At 70.9% G+C, this 16,465-nt stretch carries 18 protein-coding genes; 11 read left to right on the top strand and 7 right to left on the bottom strand.

Going from position 1 to position 16,465, the window contains the following annotated elements; genetic code table 11:
- The first annotated feature begins 27 nt into the window (after positions 1–27).
- From yidD to ABZ809_RS05795, 3 genes are all read left to right on the top strand, one after another.
- The gene (gene yidD / locus ABZ809_RS05785) at positions 28–438 is read left to right on the top strand and encodes a membrane protein insertion efficiency factor YidD (protein WP_357561218.1); all 411 of its coding nucleotides are present in this window, start codon (positions 28–30) and stop codon (positions 436–438) included.
- Between the two features lie 269 nt (positions 439–707).
- Positions 708–1,196: a hypothetical protein gene (locus ABZ809_RS05790; RefSeq protein WP_357561219.1), complete on the top strand. Its 489-nt coding sequence runs from the start codon at positions 708–710 to the stop codon at positions 1,194–1,196.
- 100 nt (positions 1,197–1,296) lie between these two features.
- The gene (locus ABZ809_RS05795) at positions 1,297–2,169 is read left to right on the top strand and encodes a hypothetical protein (RefSeq protein WP_357561220.1); all 873 of its coding nucleotides are present in this window, start codon (positions 1,297–1,299) and stop codon (positions 2,167–2,169) included.
- A gap of 93 nt (positions 2,170–2,262) precedes the next feature.
- Here ABZ809_RS05795 and ABZ809_RS05800 read toward each other — a convergent pair whose 3' ends face one another.
- Positions 2,263–2,652, bottom strand: a complete 390-nt coding sequence (locus ABZ809_RS05800) for a MarR family transcriptional regulator (protein ID WP_357561463.1) — start codon at positions 2,650–2,652, stop codon at positions 2,263–2,265.
- Positions 2,653–2,784: 132 nt separating this feature from the next.
- Here ABZ809_RS05800 and ABZ809_RS05805 point away from each other — a divergent pair, with 132 nt between their 5' ends.
- Positions 2,785–4,020 (top strand): multidrug effflux MFS transporter, encoded by a 1,236-nt coding sequence (locus tag ABZ809_RS05805; RefSeq protein WP_357561221.1) that lies wholly within the window; start codon positions 2,785–2,787, stop codon positions 4,018–4,020.
- Between the two features lie 27 nt (positions 4,021–4,047).
- On the opposite strand, the gene ABZ809_RS05810 is transcribed toward ABZ809_RS05805, so the two are convergent.
- Positions 4,048–4,425 (bottom strand): hypothetical protein, encoded by a 378-nt coding sequence (locus tag ABZ809_RS05810; RefSeq protein WP_357561222.1) that lies wholly within the window; start codon positions 4,423–4,425, stop codon positions 4,048–4,050.
- Between the two features lie 97 nt (positions 4,426–4,522).
- A complete protein-coding gene (locus tag ABZ809_RS05815) occupies positions 4,523–5,092 on the bottom strand; it encodes a heme-binding protein (protein WP_357561223.1) in 570 nt (189 codons plus the stop codon).
- Positions 5,093–5,278: 186 nt separating this feature from the next.
- On the opposite strand from ABZ809_RS05815, the gene ABZ809_RS05820 reads away from it, so the two are divergent.
- The 4 genes from ABZ809_RS05820 to ABZ809_RS05835 all read left to right on the top strand — a co-directional run bounded on the left by ABZ809_RS05820 (position 5,279) and on the right by ABZ809_RS05835 (position 8,992).
- A complete protein-coding gene (locus tag ABZ809_RS05820) occupies positions 5,279–6,406 on the top strand; it encodes a sensor histidine kinase (RefSeq protein ID WP_357561224.1) in 1,128 nt (375 codons plus the stop codon).
- Complete coding sequence (locus ABZ809_RS05825) at positions 6,403–7,035, top strand: response regulator transcription factor (RefSeq protein WP_357561225.1); 633 nt, start codon at positions 6,403–6,405, stop codon at positions 7,033–7,035. Before ABZ809_RS05820 ends, ABZ809_RS05825 begins: the two co-directional genes overlap by 4 nt.
- On the top strand, positions 7,032–7,715 hold the full coding sequence (locus ABZ809_RS05830) for an ankyrin repeat domain-containing protein (RefSeq protein ID WP_357561226.1): 684 nt from the start codon (positions 7,032–7,034) through the stop codon (positions 7,713–7,715). Before ABZ809_RS05825 ends, ABZ809_RS05830 begins: the two co-directional genes overlap by 4 nt.
- A gap of 110 nt (positions 7,716–7,825) precedes the next feature.
- Positions 7,826–8,992: an aminoglycoside phosphotransferase family protein gene (locus tag ABZ809_RS05835; protein ID WP_357561227.1), complete on the top strand. Its 1,167-nt coding sequence runs from the start codon at positions 7,826–7,828 to the stop codon at positions 8,990–8,992.
- Here the strand turns inward: ABZ809_RS05835 and ABZ809_RS05840 are convergent.
- Entirely contained in the window at positions 8,965–9,450 is a 486-nt protein-coding gene (locus ABZ809_RS05840) for a macro domain-containing protein (RefSeq protein ID WP_357561228.1), read from the bottom strand. The two genes, ABZ809_RS05835 and ABZ809_RS05840, sit on opposite strands and share 28 nt — an antisense overlap.
- Positions 9,451–9,577: 127 nt before the next feature.
- On the opposite strand from ABZ809_RS05840, the gene ABZ809_RS05845 reads away from it, so the two are divergent.
- Entirely contained in the window at positions 9,578–9,877 is a 300-nt protein-coding gene (locus ABZ809_RS05845) for a helix-turn-helix transcriptional regulator (protein WP_357561229.1), read from the top strand.
- A 44-nt stretch (positions 9,878–9,921) separates the two neighbouring features.
- On the opposite strand, the gene ABZ809_RS05850 is transcribed toward ABZ809_RS05845, so the two are convergent.
- On the bottom strand, positions 9,922–10,818 hold the full coding sequence (locus tag ABZ809_RS05850) for a phosphorothioated DNA-binding restriction endonuclease (protein ID WP_357561230.1): 897 nt from the start codon (positions 10,816–10,818) through the stop codon (positions 9,922–9,924).
- Positions 10,815–13,889, bottom strand: coding sequence for a DUF3427 domain-containing protein (locus ABZ809_RS05855; protein WP_357561231.1), 3,075 nt, complete (start codon positions 13,887–13,889; stop codon positions 10,815–10,817). The genes ABZ809_RS05850 and ABZ809_RS05855 overlap by 4 nt, the downstream gene beginning before the upstream one ends.
- A gap of 246 nt (positions 13,890–14,135) precedes the next feature.
- Here ABZ809_RS05855 and ABZ809_RS05860 point away from each other — a divergent pair, with 246 nt between their 5' ends.
- On the top strand, positions 14,136–14,576 hold the full coding sequence (locus ABZ809_RS05860) for a cell division protein SepF (protein WP_357561232.1): 441 nt from the start codon (positions 14,136–14,138) through the stop codon (positions 14,574–14,576).
- Positions 14,577–14,671: 95 nt separating this feature from the next.
- Positions 14,672–15,427, top strand: coding sequence for an SLATT domain-containing protein (locus ABZ809_RS05865; RefSeq protein WP_357561233.1), 756 nt, complete (start codon positions 14,672–14,674; stop codon positions 15,425–15,427).
- 178 nt (positions 15,428–15,605) lie between these two features.
- On the opposite strand, the gene ABZ809_RS05870 is transcribed toward ABZ809_RS05865, so the two are convergent.
- The gene (locus ABZ809_RS05870; protein WP_357561234.1) at positions 15,606–16,463 is read right to left on the bottom strand and encodes an aminoglycoside phosphotransferase family protein; all 858 of its coding nucleotides are present in this window, start codon (positions 16,461–16,463) and stop codon (positions 15,606–15,608) included.
- Between the last annotated feature and the right edge of the window lie 2 nt (positions 16,464–16,465).

Genomic DNA, 16,465 nt, shown 5'->3' on the forward strand with positions numbered 1-16,465 from the left:
TGGCGTGGCCGTCGCATCATGTTCCCTGTGATCTACCTGCCGAGCGACCGGCGTCGCAAGAAGAAGAGCCGCTTCGACAACTGCGACGCCTGCAACTGCGACGTGCCCTGCTGCGATCTCGGGCTCTTCTCGACCCTGCTCACGCTGGGGGCGCTGCTCGCCCGCCTCGTGGCGCCCGCCCGTCCGGCGGCACCGCCGAACCTCACCGTCGGACAGGCGCCGCTGGTCGACCGGGCCGGGCGGGCCGCGATCCTCGGCTACCGGCGTTGGCTGTCGCACCGCTGGCCGGGGCAGTGCCGCTATACCCCGACGTGCAGCGCGTACGGGCTGGATGCCGTGGAGCGGTACGGTCTCGCCGTCGGCGGGCGGATGGCGGCGGACCGGCTGCGTCGCTGTCGGCCCGAGGTGCCACGCGGCACGCACGATCCGGTGCACTGACGGGTTCCGCGGCGCCTGCTGGTCCCGTCCGGACAACTTCCTGGAAATAGTGGGCTCCCGCGTCGAGGAGGGGACTACTTCCGGGAAACAGTGCGATCTTGGTCGGCGCGGCGAGCAGCGGGGTGGTCGGGGGGCGCCAGGGTGGGCAGGGTTGGGGAGTGCGGGGGAGTGCGGGAGCGTGCGGGGAGCGCGGGGGAGGGGTTTGTCGGGGATTCGACCGGTAGGTGTTTTTTGCCCGTGTATTTAGCGGGTTCCGCCATGATGAGGGCATGGAGATCCGCTCCGACGACGGCGCCCGGGTGAGGATCCGCCCGGTGGGCTACCAGCCCGGGGTCGCGCCGCCCGACGACCCCGACGAGGCGACGGGCTGGGACGACTGGTTGCTCGTCGAGACCGATGCCCGCACCGCCGACGGTCAGGCGTGGTCGCACTTCACGCCCTGCCTGACGGTGTCGGAGGCGTACGCGTTGGCGGGCTGGCTGCGGCAGCAGGCCGAGACGACCGGCGACCCGGTGGAGTCCTCGGCGGTGACCCGCTTCACCGAGCCCAACCTGGCCTTCCGCACCCGGGTGCTGCGCCGCCGCCGGCTGGCGTTGACTGTCGAGTTCTCGTACGAGTTGCTGCCGCCGTGGATGCGGAGGCGACCGCTCAGCACGGTCTACCCGCTGACGCTCACCGTCTCCGCCGACGCCCTCTCCGTGGCGGCCGAACAGTGGGCGCGGGAGGCCGAGGCGTATCCGGGCCGCGCCCCCTGCTGACCGGCAAACCTTCTCGCAAGTGGACTTTCCCGGCTTACCGGCCACCAGGCCGGGCCGGTGGCGGCGACACTGGACGGTACGACGAGCCGCAGGAGGCGGGATGGCCGGTGAGGAGCGCACACGGATCCGGCGGCGGGTGCGCCTGGGCTGGCTGGTGGGGCTGTCCGGCGTCGGGCTCGCCCTCGCGGTGCTGGCCGTCGCCGTCCTCCTCGTCCAGTCCTCCGACGACGATCCGAGGGGCTCCTCCGGCCAGGTCGACTATCAGGCACGGATCCGCGCCAGCCGGTCAGCGCTCTTTCCCGGCACCCTCCACGTGGAGGCCGAGCGGCGGGTGCCGGTCGACAGGGAGAGCGTGATCGCGATCTGGGCGTGCGGCCCGGACAGCGCGGAGACCTGTCCCACCGGCACGCTCGGCACGGGCCCGGCAACGTCCGCCCCCGGCGCGTCGCCCACCGGCACCGGCCCGGCGACGCCCGGCGCGAGCCCGTCGGTCGCCGGCACCCGCCCGGCACCGGAGCGTCCGCCGGTGACGGTCCCGCTCGGCGCCCGGCTGCGGATCGACCTGATCGCCGGCGACTCCGAGGCGATCACGGTCCGATCGGTCGACGCGGCCGGGGATCCCGCCCAGCCCCTCACCGAACGCGACGACGTGGCCAACTGGTCCTGGTTCGTCCGCGCCACCCGGCCGGGCACCTATCCGCTGGTCGCGAGCGTGTCGGTCCTGGCGGCCGACTCGGAGACGCTGCTGGTGCCCCGGGAGCGGGTGGACATCGAGCTGACCGTGACCAGGACGGGCGCCTACACGGCGCGCGAGGCGACCCGCGGCGGCTGGGCGGTCACCCGGTGGGTCGTCGGCACGGTGATCGCGTTGCTGGGCACCGGGCTGATCACCACGGCGACACTCGCCGGGTGGCGGCGGCGCGGCGGCCGGGCCGGCCAGGGTGAGGGTCGGGCCAGCCGGACCGGCACCTGATCCGCCCACGCGGTGCTACCTGGCGTGTTAGGAAGGGCACCTTCCTATGCGGAAAACGATAGGAAGGTGCCCTTCCTTACACCCCACGTCCGGCTAGAGCTGTTCCGCCAGGCCGTCCGCGAGGCGGCGCAGCGCCGGCGCGGCGGTGAGCAGGGCCTCGCGGTCCGGCCCCTCCAGCGCGCCGAGCGCGGCGGTGAGCAGGTCGTGCCGGTGCCGCCCGTACGCGGCGATCCGCTCCCGCGCCGCGTCGGTCAGGTCCAGCCGGACCGTCCGCCGGTCGGCCGGGTCCCGTTCCCGGTGCAGCAGACCGGAGGTGGTCAGCTCGCCGACGAGCGTGCTGACCGTGTTCGGTGCGGTGCCCAGCCGCTCGGCGGCCTCGCGTACGCCGATCCCGGGCCGCCGCTCGACCAGCCGCAGCACCTCCACCTGGGCGTCTGGCAGGGCGACCGAGCCGGCGCGCTGGCTGGCCGCCCGGCGCAGCATCCGGTGCAGGTCGCCGAGGGCCCCGCTGAGCTGGTCGATCGTCTCTTTCGTCACAGGCACGCTCTCCATACCTCAAAAGCTCTGTAGCCAGAGCTATCGTGTGCGGGCTGAGCCGCCAGCGAGGGGACCATAATGCCGCACGCCACCGCGCCGCCCGCCCGTCCAGACGAACGGGTCGCCGCGCCGACGGGGCGGTCCGCCGTCGTGCTGGTGGCGTTGCTCGGCGCGATCACCGCGGTCGGGCCGCTCTCCCTGGACACCTACCTGCCGGCGTTCCCGGACATGACCGACGACCTGAAAGCCAGCCAGGCGCAGGTCCAGCTCTCGCTGACCACCTGCCTCGTCGGGATAGCCCTCGGTCAGCTCGTCACCGGCCCGCTCAGCGACCGCTTCGGGCGGCGGCTGCCCGTGCTGGTGGGCGTCGGCGCGTACACCCTGATGTCGTTGCTCTGCGCCGTCGTGCCGTCGGCCGGGACCCTGGCCGCGGCGCGGCTCGCGCAGGGTTTCGCCGGCGGGATGGGCGTGGTCGTGGCCCGCGCCGTCGTCCGCGACCTCTACTCCGGACGGGAGGCCGCGAAGTACTTCTCCCGCCTCACCCTGATCTTCGGCATCGCGCCGATGGCCGCGCCCGCCCTCGGCAGCCTGGTACTGCGCTTCGGGGACTGGCGTGCCATCTTCGTCACCCTCGCGGTGATCGGCGCGCTGCTCGCCGCCGCCGTCGCGTGGCGGCTGCCGGAGACGCTGCCCGCCTCGCGGCGCAGCACCGGCGGCCTCGCCGCCACGGCCGCCGCCGGCCGCGCGCTCCTCACCGACCGGGTCTTCCTGGGGTACGCGCTGGCGCAGGGCCTCGCCTTCGCCGCGCTGTTCGCCTACATCTCCGGTTCGTCCTTCGTCTTCCAGGACGTCTTCGGCGTCTCCGCCGACGCGTTCAGCCTGATCTTCGGCGTCAACGCGCTCGCGCTGGTCGCCGCCGGTCAGCTCAACGCCCGCCTGCTGGACCGCTTCGAGCCCCGCCCGCTGCTGGTACGGCCGCTGGGCGTGGGGGTGCTGGTCGCGCTCGTGCTGCTCGTGGGCGCGCTGCTCGGCAGCCTGCCGCTGGTGGCGGTGGCGCTGTTCGTCTTCCTCGGGTCGCTCGGCATGGTGATGCCGAACGGCACCGCGCTCGCGCTGGACCGGCACCCCGCCCGCGCCGGAACGGCCGCCGCGCTGCTCGGCACGATCACGTCGCTGGTCGGGGCGATCGTCGCGCCGCTGGTCGGGCTCGGCGGTGAGGGCAGTGCCGTCCCGATGGCGGTCGTGGTCGCCGGGGCGGCCGTCGCGTCCCTGGCCGTGATCGGCACCCTGACCCGTACCCGCCGGGTGCCGTGAGCGACCAACCGTAGACGGTGACCGCGGTCATCCGCGGACAAGCCGGACGGCGTGGTCGGTGGGGATCAACATGACCGGGCCTGCTCCGACGGGCGGCAGCCAGGTTGCCGGGTCGGCAAGGGCAGCCGCGACCTCGGTATCGGTCATGGGCGGGGCGTCGGGCGGGTCCGCGTAGCCGGTGGCGGTCACGAGCTGGACGAGGTCGCGGTCGATCATGTTCCGGACGATGGCGACGAAACGTGGGATCAGGGGTGCGATGGCCTCGGTGTCGTCGCTGAACCTCCAGCTGCCGCCATCGTCCCGGTGGCCGAGGTAGTCGCCGATGACCTGGTTGAGCGGGGCCTCTTCGAGCGCGTTGGTCAGGACGACGCGTTCCGCGCGGCTCAGTTCGTCCCAGATGTTCATGAGCTGATGGTCGCAGTCGGTGTGTTTGATTCGCTCACCTGTGCGGGAGCGCAGGGGTTGGGCCCGGGAGCCCAACCCCTGCGGCCGTGTAGCGGTCTCAGCGGAGCGTGGCGGCTCCGGCGTCGGCGTACCGCTCGTCGAGGTCGCCCGATGGCGCGCCGCCGACCCCGATGGCGCCGACGACCTGCTGGTCGACCGAGACCGGCACGCCGCCGGCGAGGAACAGCGTCCCGGGGATGTCGCGCAGGGTGGCGCCCGACCCGGTGACCCGCCCGGCGAGCGCCGAGGTCGGCTGGCCGAAGGAGACGGCGGTGAACGCCTTGCGGGTGGCCGAGTCGGCGGTCTGCGGGCCCGCGCCGTCGCCCTTGAGCTGCACCTGGACGGCGCCCGACCGGTCGAGGACGACGACGGTGACCCGCTGGCCGTCCTTCTCTGCCGCCTTCAGGGTCGCCTGGGCCGCCCGCAGCGCCGCGTCGATGTCGAGCGACGGGTTGGCGACGACGTTGCTGGCAGCGGCCGGTTTCGCTGCCGCCACCGGCACGGCGGGCTTCGCGACGGTCGCCGGCCCGGCGGCGGAGGCGTTGACGGCGACACCGGCGACGGCGACCAGGCCCAGGGCTCCGGCGCCCAGGCCGAGTGCCGCCCGGCGGCGGATGTTCTTGATCATGTGGGTTCCTCCGGTCGAGGCGTGCGGTCGAACTGGCACCACCCACCCTCGTCGCGCCGGACGGTGCCCACATGGCGCGCCCGATGCAACCCCGATACATCGGATGGTTGATTCACCCGCCCCGAAACTGCCGTACGCTGGACTTTGTCAAGATCATCTGATCGTTTCCGGTGGGAGGTGGACCCGATGCGGGAGGACCGGCTGCGCCCGGCGATGCGGTGGGGGTTCCTGCTCCTGCTGGCCGCCGCGACCTCCCGCTACGTCGTACGCCACGACTGGGACGACCGCACCGCCCTGGTCCTGGCGCTGACCGGGGCGCTGCTGGCCGCGTACGCCGTCAACGAGCTGGGGCGGGCCGCACCCGGAACGCGCTTCGCGGCGATGCTCGTCGCGTTCCTCGCGCTGGTGCTCGTCGCGCCCAGCTTCGCCCTCGTGTCGATCCCGCTGTTCTTCGTGGGCCTGCGCCAGCTCCCGCGTCGCGCGGTCTGGCCGCTGGCCGGGCTGCTCACCGGCGCGGTGATCGTCGCGCAGGTGCGGCTCGCCGACCGGTTCGACCCCAGCCTGGTGCTCGGGCCGGTGGGCGTGGCCGCCATCACCACAGTCGTCTTCCTCGAACTCGACAGGCAGAACCGGGCCCGGCAACGCGCCCTCGACGACCTCCTGGCCGCCCGCGACGAGCTTGACCGCAGCCAGCACGAGGCCGGGGCACTGGCGGAACGGGCCCGGCTCTCCCGGGAGATCCACGACACCCTCGCCCAGGGCCTGTCCAGCATGAACCTGCTGCTCCAGGCCGCCGACCGGGACTGGGACGCCGAGCCGGCGCAGGCCCGCGGGCACGTACGGCAGGCCGCCGCCACGGCCCGGGAGAACCTGGCCGAGGCGCGCCGCTTCGTGCGTGGCCTGGCCTCGCCGGCACTCGACGGCGCCTCCCTGACCGACGCCCTGCGCCGGCTCTGCGCCGCGACCGAACGCGACACCGGGACCCCCGTCCGGTTCGCCGTGACCGGCCCGGTCGCGCCGCTCGGCGTCGACAACGAGGTCGCCCTGCTGCGGGTGGCGCAGAGCGCCCTGGCCAACGTCCGCAGCCACGCGCACGCACGGCAGGCCGCCGTGACGCTCACCTACGGCGACCAGGAGGTGATGCTCGACGTGTACGACGACGGCACCGGCTTCGACCCCACGGGCACCAGCGGGTTCGGGCTGACCGGCATCCAGGAGCGGATCGCGCACCTCGGCGGCACCCTCGCCGTCGAGAGCGCACCCGGGGAGGGCACCGCCCTCGCCGTCAGCCTGCCGCTGCGGGACACCCGGTGACGCCCCCGCTGCGGCTGATCCTGGTCGACGACCACCCGGTCGTCCGCGCCGGGCTGCGCGCGCTGCTGGGCGGCCGGCCCGACATGACAGTGGTCGCCGAGGCCGCCACGGCCGGCGACGCCGTCCGGCAGGCCGCCGCGCTGCGCCCCGACGTGGTGCTGATGGACCTGCAACTCGGCGACGGGGTCGACGGCGTCGCCGCCACCACCAACCTCCTCGCGCTGCCCGACCCGCCGCGCGTGCTGGTGCTCACCACCTACGACACCCAGGAGGACATCGTGCGCGCGGTCGAGGCCGGCGCCACCGGCTACCTGCTCAAGGACTGCCCGCCCGACGACCTCTTCCGCGCCGTGCACGCCGCCGCGGCCGGGCAGACCGTGCTGTCCCCGCCGGTCGCCGCCCGGCTGATGGACCGGATGCGCGGCCCGCAGGACACCCTCAGCGCCCGGGAGGTGGAGATCCTTACGCTGCTCGCCCGTGGCCATGCCAACAAGGAGATCAGCCGACGGCTGTTCATCAGCGAGGCGACAGTCAAGACCCACCTGGTCCGCATCTACGCCAAGCTCGGCGTCGACTCGCGTACCGCGGCGGTGCACGCCGCCGTCGAACGGAAGCTGATCCGACTGTGAGACGCCGCGCCCTGCTCGCCCTCACCCTCGCCGCCCTGGCGGCGGCCGGCTGCACGCCGCCCGAGACCACACCCGCACCGGAGGACACCATGACCGCACCCACCGACCAGGACCTGCTCGCCGCCGCGAGCGCCGGCAACCCGACGACGGTACGCGCGGCGCTGGCCGCCGGCGCCGACATCGAGACCCGCGACGAACGACGGCGTACGCCCCTGCTGCTGGCCGCCGCGAACGACCACGTCGAGGCCGCCCGGACACTGGTCGAGGCGGGCGCGGACCCGAACGCGCTCGACGACCAGCACGACACCCCGTGGCTGGTGACCGGCGTGACCGGCAGCGTCGCGATGCTGGAGGTGCTGCTGCCCGCCAAGCCCGACCTGACGATCGTGAACCGCTACGGCGGGATCTCCGTCATCCCGGCCAGCGAACGCGGCCACGTCGACTACGTCCGGCGGGTCGTGCAGGCCGGCATCGACGTCAACCACGTCAACAACCTCGGCTGGACCGCCCTGCTGGAGTGCGTGATCCTCGGCGACGGCAGCAGGCCGTACCAGGAGATCGCGGAGATCCTCGTGGCCGCCGGTGCGCGCGTGCAGCAGCCCGACCGCGACGGCGTCGACGCGCTGGAACACGCCCGCCAGCGCGGGTACGCCGAGATCGTCGCCATTCTCTCCCGCTGACCGGGGCTCATTCCCGGCGACCTGCCGCGCTGGCCGGCGGTGCTCCCGGCCACGGGCTCAGCCGGGTTAACCGGTCGCCCGGGTTCGCGTGCCGGCGGTAGCGTGCCGGCGTGTCCCGCCTCGTGACCCTCGTCCTGGTCGACGCCGCCGGTGCCCCGCTGGGCGCACTGCCGCCGTTCGACGTCCCGTCCCCGTGGTGGCAGGAGGTCGCCCCGGTGGTGGCCGAGGCCCGCCGGCGGTACGGCGTCGAGGTGGCCGTCCTGCGCCTGCTGACCGGTGAGGCGCCGCAGCCGATGGGCGGCGCGGTGACGTACCTCGGGCAGGTCGCCTCTCCGCCGGGCGGGCCGCTGCTGCCGGCGCGCGTCCCACTCGCGGCGGACCCGCTGCGCGCGCCATACGCCGAGCCCGGCGGCCCGGCGCGCAGCCTCGCCTGGGCGACGGGGGAGTTGCGGCGGCTGGGCCGACCGGCGGAGAGCGCCGCCCAGCAGCGCACCTGGAACCTGTCGGCCGTCTGGCGGCTCGACGGCCCGGGCGGCACCGCCTGGCTGAAGCAGGTGCCGGTGTTCTTCCGGCACGAGGCCGCCGTGCTGCGCTGGCTCGGCCGCACCGTGCCCGGAAAGACCACGACGCTGCTCGCCGACGACGGCGACGGCCGGATGCTGCTCGACCACGTGCCCGGCGAGGACCGCTACGGCGCACCCGTCGCGGAGCGGCTGGCGATGGCCGCCGACTTCCACCCGGTGCAGGTGCGGTCCATACCCGACGTGGCGGAACTCGTCGCGGCGGGCGTGCCCGACCTGCGCGGCCCCGCCCTGCCGGGCTGGATCCGGTCCAAACTGGCCGGGTGGGACACCTCCTCGGTGGCGTCGCTGCTGGCGGGCCTGGAGGCGCGGCTCGACGAGGTACGCGGGTGTGGGCTGCCGGACACCCTCGTGCACGGGGACCTGCACCCCGGCAACGTACGCGCCGACGGCGGCCGGAACGTGATCATCGACTGGGGGGACGCGTTCGTCGGGCACCCGGCGTTCGACGCGCTGCGGCTGGCCGAGGGGCTTTCCGACGATGCCGCCGCTCCGGTGCTCTCGCAGTGGTGCGCGCGGTGGCGGGCCGAGGTGCCGGGGTGCGAGCCGGAGCGGGCCGTGGAGCTGCTGCAGCCGGTCGCGGCGCTGCGGATGGCGGCCGTGTACGCGATGTTCCTCGCCGGGATCGAGGCGAGCGAGCGGATCTACCACGCGACGGACGTCGACACCTATTTCGCGCACGCACTCGCGCCTTGACGCGCTGCTGGCGGCGGATACAGGGACACCTGTAGGTCGGGCAGGTCGGCGAGGGCGGCCTCGACGAGGGGCCGGACCTCGGCCCAGTCCAGGCCGCCGTGGCCGCAGCCGAGCGCCGGCACCGCCACCGAGGCGATGCGGTTGTCGCGGAGGACGCGGACCAGATCGGGCAGCCCGGCCGCGACGTCGGCGAGGCGGGACCGGGAGCGCCAGTGGCCCTTCGTCGGGAAGTTGATGACGTAGCGGTGCCGGCCCGGCGTGCCCGAGTCGTACACGAACATGTGCCCGAGGCAGACGGTGCCGGCGGCGCACGCGACCCGGTAGGCGGTGAAGTTCGCGGGGTGGGCCCGCTTGAAGGCGAGGGCGAGGCCCTTGCCCATCACGCCGACGGTGTTGACGGGGTTGACGAGCGCCTCGACATCCGCGTCGAGCAGATCACCGTGCCGAATGCTGATCACGGCGTCATGGCTACCAGTCGGCTACGACAAACGCTCTAGCAGCAGGAAAGGCTCAGATCAGGGAGCGAGACATGCAGGTGGTTACGCCATAGCATTCGCGCTATGGCGTGCACGGAGGGGCGGAGCGATGAGTGATCGCGTCGACTGGAACGACCTGCGCGACCGCCGGATGGCGGAGCCGGGAGCGGCCGAGACGTACGAGGCGACGCGTATCGCCTTCGAGCTCGGGCAGGAGATACGGCATCTGCGGGAGCGCAACGGCTGGAGCCAGACCCAGTTGGCGGGGGCCGCCGGCATGACCCAGTCAGCCGTGGCCCGGTTCGAGGCGGGCGGCACCGTGCCGACTCTGCCGGTCCTGGAACGCCTCGCGCGGGCGCTCGACATGCGGCTGGACGTAAAGTTCGCTCCGAACGCCGACGCCGCCTGAGCACGCTCACGCCTTACCCCGCCGACCTCGGCCTGTGCCGTCTACTACGCGGCGAGGGGTTCGCCCTTGAAGACTTCCCGGCGGTGCCAGGAGACGTGTTCGTCGGCGGGGACCTGCGTGCCGGGGCGTGGTCGCAGCGCCCTGCCGTGCAGGTCGTAGGTCGATCGGCCAGCCGGCGTACGCGCGGTGAAGGCGGCGGAGACGTGGATGCGCAGGTCGCCGTCGAGACCGAGCGCGCCGAAGTCGAAGAGCTTGTGGTGCAGCACGCAGAGCGCCAGGCCGTTGTCGGGGCTGTCCGGCCCGTCGAAGGCCCACCAGCGCACGTGCGCCGCCTCCACGCCGACGCAGGCGTGGCCGAGCTGGCCGTCGTACCCGCAGAACGCGCACTGCCGGTCCCAGGCCTGGAGCACATCCCTCCGCCAGGCGGCGTCCCGTCGCCGGGCGGGGACCGGGGTGACGCCCGGCGCCTGGAGGATGTCGTCGGGATCGAGACCGGCAGCGGTGAGCACGTCGGGCGCGATGGTGGGCGGGAAGTGCTGCTCCACCAGGGCGCGGGCGGCGCGCCGCACCAGCTCGGGATCCCGGCGCAGGGCCGACTCGGTGGCGGCGTCGAGGCGACCCACCACGTCGTGGGTCGCCAGCGGCCCGACCAGATCCATCGGTACGTCCCGGTTCAGCGTCCACACGCCGTCGCTGCGAAGCCGGGTGAACGGGTACGCGGCGCTCTGGGCCCGCCCGGTCTTCGACGCCGGGCCGAACTCGGCGATCAGATCGCTGAGCTGTTCCTGCGCCTGCGACCACGGCAGCTCGCTGGAGCCGTCCCGGGTGAATTGACTCAGCGCCAGCAACACCAGCAACGGCTTGTGCGGTGCACGCCGGCCCCGCTGCTGGTGCAGGCGCAGGGAGGTCAGCCGCTCCAGCACCTCCTGCCGGGTGCTCATGCGGCGATCGCCCGGGCGGTGGCGTACACATCGGCGGGCAGCTCATGTGTCAGCCGCCAGAGGATCCGCATGGGCCGGTCCCCGGTGTGCTCGCGGTAGGTCATCGGGCCGGCGTAGAGGTAGGCCGGCGCGCCCAGGTCGCGGTCGGCGACCCGGGTCTCCCGCACGAACAGGTGCACCGTCGAGCCGCGCGAGGCGTGGTGGACATACCGCTGGCCGGTCGCCGACGCCGACGACGTGGTGCTCTGCGACTCCCACTGGAACAGGGTGTCGGTGACGGCCCGGTCGGCGTACATGGTGGTGGGAGAGTAGTGCTGCTCCGACTTGACCAGGGTGACGAAGAAGAGGTCGGCTTGGGCGTCGGGCAGCCACTTCACCCCCTCCCGCAGCGAGCCCGGGTTCGGCATGCCGAAGGCGGCGCACGCCTCGTTGCGGCTGTAGCGGGCGTGCACCCGCAGCGGCACACCAGCCGACAGCGGCTGCGGCGTGACCCGGTGGATGCGTTCGCGTAGCACCTCGGCCACCTGCCGCAGCTCGTCGCAGCGGGCCGGCTCCGCCCAGAGCCGCGCCAGCCGCTCGTCCCGCGAGGTTAGCGACGCGTTCGGCCCCCAGAGGTCGAAGTGCAGCATGTCCCAGAGCCGCCCGGCGCCGGGCCGCTCGCCCGCTGCCACCCGGGCCAGCAGGTCCAGCCGGTCCGGGTCGTCGAGGTGCAGCATCCGCCCGATGGCCCGGCCCAACTCCCGGTCGTCCGAACCCGGCGTCGACGATTCCAGCCCGGCGAGCCGGCGCAGCCCCGTCCACCCGCCGATGGTCGCCGACCGGTACACGTCCTCGATCTCCACGCCAGTCTCCCGCAGGAACCCGGCGAGGCTCACGTCCCCGAGGTGCCGCAGCTCCGCCAGCAGGCCGTTCTTTGATGTCGGCATGACGGTACGCAGGTTGTCGAGCACGACCCTGCGGGCGACCGGGTCGAGCTGGATGTGGCAGCCGCTGGGCAGCGACGGGAAGTCCTGCTCGACGGCGTCCCTGATCGCCCGGCGGCTGACCCCGGTCAGCGCGCGCCAGCGCAGATCGAAGCGGAAGTTGGCGTGCTGCCCGCCGATGAAGTCGAGCACCGTCAGGCAGGGCTTGTCGTCGTCCAGGCGCAGCCCCCGGCCGAGCTGCTGAAGGAAGATCGTGGCGCTCTCGGTGGGCCGCAGCATCAGGATCGTGTCGACCATCGGCAGGTCGACGCCCTCGTTGAACAGGTCGACGGTGAAGAGCACCCGCAGCTTGCCGGCCCTGAACTCCCGCAGCATGTCCTGCTGCGCGGGCCGGTCGACGTGGGAGGTCACCGCCGCCGACGGCACGCCGCGCCCGGTGAACCACTCCGCCATGAACCGGGCGTGGGCGATGCTCACGCAGAACCCGAGCGCCCGCATCCGGTCCACGTCGACCGTGTCGCGTACCGCCTTCAGCACCAGCCGCGCCCGCGCGTCGTTGCCGGTGTAGAGGCCGCTCAGTTCGCCCAGGTCGTACCCCTGGCCGCGCTTCCAGCGCAGGTGCGACAGGTCCACGTCGTCGTGCAGCCCGAAATACTGGAACGGCGCGAGCAACTGCCGCTCCAACGCCTCCCACAGGTGCAGCTCCACCGCCACGCGGCCGTCGAACCACCGCCGCACATCGCGACCGTCGGCCCGGTCGGGGGTCGCCGTCAGCCCCAGCAGTACGCGCGGCCGAAGCCGCTCCAGCAGGCCGGCGTACGTCGGTGCCTCCGCGTGATGGAACTCGTCGACGATCACCATGTCGTACGCCTCGGGGTCGATCTCCCGCCGGTGCAGCGACTGGATGGAGGCGAAGACGTGCCGCCACCTGCTCGGGGTTCTGCCCCCGACAAGCGTCTCGCCGAAGCTGCCGTCGAGCATCACCTGCCGGAACGTCGCCAAACTCTGGGTGAGGATCTGCTCCTGGTGGGCGACGAAGAGCAACGAGTCGACCTGGCCGTTGCGGTGCAGGCGCCGGAAGTCCAGCGCCGCGACGACCGTCTTGCCGGTGCCGGTCGCCATCACCACCAGGTTCCGGTGCCGGCCGTGCACCTGCCGCTCCGCGTCCAGGTCGGCGAGAATTTCGGCCTGGTACGGGTACGGCCGCACGTCCAGGTTGGCGATCTGCGTCGGCGAGTCCTCGCGCCGCTCACCGCTGAGGGCGTTCCGCAGCCGTTCGGCGTCCCTGTCGGGGTCGTAGTCCTCGAACGCCGGGTCGTTCCAGTAGTCCTCGAACGTGGCGGTGAACGTGTCGATGACGTGCGGCTGCTCGACGTTGGAGACGCGCACGTTCCACTCCACGCCGTCGATAAGCGCGGTCTTCGACAGGTTGGACGAGCCGACGTACGCGGTGCTCATGCCGTTGCCCCGGCGGAACAGCCACGCCTTGGCGTGCAGCCGGGTGGTCCTCGTCTCGTAGGACACCTTGATCTCGGCGCCCAGCTCGGCGAGCCGGTCGAGGGCCCGCTGATCGGTCGCGCCCAGGTAGGTGGTGGTGATGACGCGCAGCTTGCGGCCCCGGTCAATCAGCTCGCGGATGGCGGGCTCGACGATGCGCAGGCCGTACCACTTGATGAACGCGCAGAGCAGGTCCACCTGCTCCGCCGACGCCATCTCGTGGGTGACCTCGTGGCCGATGCGGGGCTGGTGGCGCCCGTTGACCAGCAGCGCGCCGGTGGAGAGCGGGGTAGTGGGGCGCTGCGGGAAGGCTGGTTGCGCCGGTGGGGTGGGTGGGGCGGCGATGGCGTGCAGGAGGTGCCTGGCGTCGGTGACCTGGTCGTGTGCCGTCGACGCCTGTGGGCTCTCGGCGGCGATGGCGTCGGCGATGCGGTTGGCTAGCTCGATCTGGCGGTGGAGTTTGTCGTCGCCGGTGGGGACGGCGTGGAGGGCGCGGTGGGCCAGGGTGGCGATGTGACGGGCGAGGGCGTCGGGAGCGTCGGCGGGGTCGAGCTTGTGGTGCTGGACGAGGACGGGATCGACGTGCTGGAGGCGGGCGGCCAGCTCGCGCGTGACCAAGTGCTCATAGATGCCCTGCTCAAGATCCGTCACCCGGGCACGTTAACCGCCCCAGGCATTTGATGCTGCCCCTGCCATAAGACTCGAAGGCGTTGTCGCATTTAGGACACTTTTATTCGTGATCTTGATGGGCGGGCTTAGGTTGCCTGGCGATCGAGCTGATAGCTGTCCGGGACCAGTCGGCCAGATGTGCCTGGCATGAAAGACGTCGGCGATCGAGGGTCCCGCTGCCGGGGCTCTGTCGGTAATGTCGCCAGCGCGCCTTGTGGGGAGGTGAGGGTGTCAATCGACCTCGGACTTGTGCTGCTTTTTGTGGCAGTCGTGCTTGTCTTGGTGACGTACGTTATTGTCGACCGTCGTCATGTGGCACGCCCTCGCACGGAGCAAATATGGGTCGCTTGCCGTCGCGACCATTCGTCGGACCTTGAGGGGTCTATAGCTCTAGCTGTTCGGGCACATCAATATGAAGTCAGTGCCAGTCGGGCGTCGGGTGTGCGGCTGGATGCAGCCTTGCGTGTCGCGCCTCGCGAATTCGCTGCTGCCGCCGCCGAAATTGCGAATCTTTTGCAGTCTGGTCGGGTTGTTTCCATCGACTTATCTCTAATGGAGCGCTACGAAGCGGCTCGTCTGGTTGATTATTGCCACGGCCTGACAGCTATGGCGAACGGATGGGTATTCCGTTTGGCTCGCAGTGTGATTGTAATTACGCCTGGACCTTGATGGGGGACTCCTTGCCTACGCCCAACCAGCACGATCAAGTATTGCTACTGAATCACGAGATTAGGCAGACGGAGCACGCACTTACTTATGCGCGAATGCGGCGCAAGTGGTCGAACATTTCGACGGTCTTCGGGCCGCTGCTTCTCGTTGTTCTGTACGCTCTCTTTTGGCTGCCATGGTTAAGTGGGCACTCGAAAAAGGTCGTGCTCATTCCGGCCGCTATCGTCGCGTCTCTCTTTGGTGTGGCTGCCTTTATGCTGAAGCGGGATCCGGGCGGTCCTGTTCAGTTTTCTTCAGCGGGTGATCGGTCTTACCGTCTCACCGAAGGTGATCTGGAGCTTCAGCTCGCACGCCTCCGTGACGAGCGGAAGCTCGTTGTTGCAGGTGTCACCGGAGACCTAAAGGTTCGTCGAGTGGCCTACAAGGAGGACGCCTTCGCGGACATCGACCAGCTGAGGGAAGAAAGTAAGAGCTACAGGAGAGTAAATAATCTATTTCAAGGATTTCTGATCGTCGGCTCCCTGGCTGCTACTGGTATCGCTGGCATATCTGAACAGATGACCTGGGATAGGTGGACGATTCTTGGCATCACCTTCCTCGTCGGTACGGCGAGTGGTTTTATGGGGTACTTCAAATATAAGGAGCGAAGCTTCTATCTGCAGCAGACTGCTGATGCCATTGAGGCCGAGTGGGAGGCCGTTGAAGTGGGTGTCGGGAGATATAAGCGCATTCAATCAGAAGAGGAGCAGCTGGCTGAATTCGTTGAGGAGGTGCACCGACTGAAGTCGGAGCAGAAGAAGCGCCAGCAGAATCTCGAGCAGCCTCCTGAGTCTCGCAACCATAGCGATTAGTAACGGAACCCGCTGGGGTTGGAAGGAAGTTGGCCTAGATGCTGTGCGGCGGCATGTGCGTTGCCGCCATGTGGTGCAGTCGCTCGCGGATGCATGGAAGATTGTTGCTGCTCGGATGGTGTCTGGTATTGTTGTCAGTAATTAAGAAGCAGTCGAAGGGCTGTGGCGCCCATCGGTTTCACAGGTCGGCGAATGGAGTCCATCCAGCTACGTGATCCCCGCTGCGCACCGATTCGATTCTGTTGGCGAATTCGGCGACGTGCGAGGGTGAACTGGCTAACAATGGCACGGCGGCCACTATCATCTTCAACTCGCGCACGTCTCGCAGTATTGGCCATTCCGGGTCCGAGGTGACGTCAAAGCCGTACGCTTTGGCCAGCCTGCGGTGTGCTCTAGTGCCTCCGAACCGGGCCTCGCCAACGGCCACCGCTGCCAGGTCAACCTGCCATGGGCCAGCACTCGTGGCGTCGAAGTCACACATCACCACCCGTCGGGATGAGTATCGGAGCAGGTTACCGGCATGGGCATCGGCATGGATGAGCATGGGGTCGGTCCGCTCATTGAGCGCCGTAATCGGCGGATCGAGTCGGTCGCACCACTCTAGTAGGAAGTCTCGGTCATTTCTATTGATCCCCTCCGCGTCGGCCAGTCGTCGGCGCGCGTCGTGTATCGGATCCCATACGGGCATCGGAAAGGGAGGGAGTCCAAGGGCGTGAAACTCGCGCAACACCGAGCCGAGATCCTCCACCGCTGGGGCAGGCGAGCGTGGCGGAACGTACGTCCAGATCGAGGCGACCAGGTCGCCGACCTCAACCGGCTGCTCGACGCCGGGTGCCAGGCGGATCGTCGGCGCGTCGATCTCGGCGAACCAGCGCGCGAGCTGAACGACCTTGGTCACCCGGTCGCGGAGCCGATGGCTTCGCGCGATCCGGATGACGATCCCAGAGCGGGGCAGAGCGAAGACCGCGTTATTGGTCAGTTGTAGCAGTTGGGCGTCATCCGATGGCACGCCCAGGCCGGTGGCGGTCTGACGCATCG

Origin of the sequence: Micromonospora sp. NPDC047074, assembly GCF_040643815.1 — a bacterium.
Lineage (GTDB): Bacteria > Actinomycetota > Actinomycetes > Mycobacteriales > Micromonosporaceae > Micromonospora.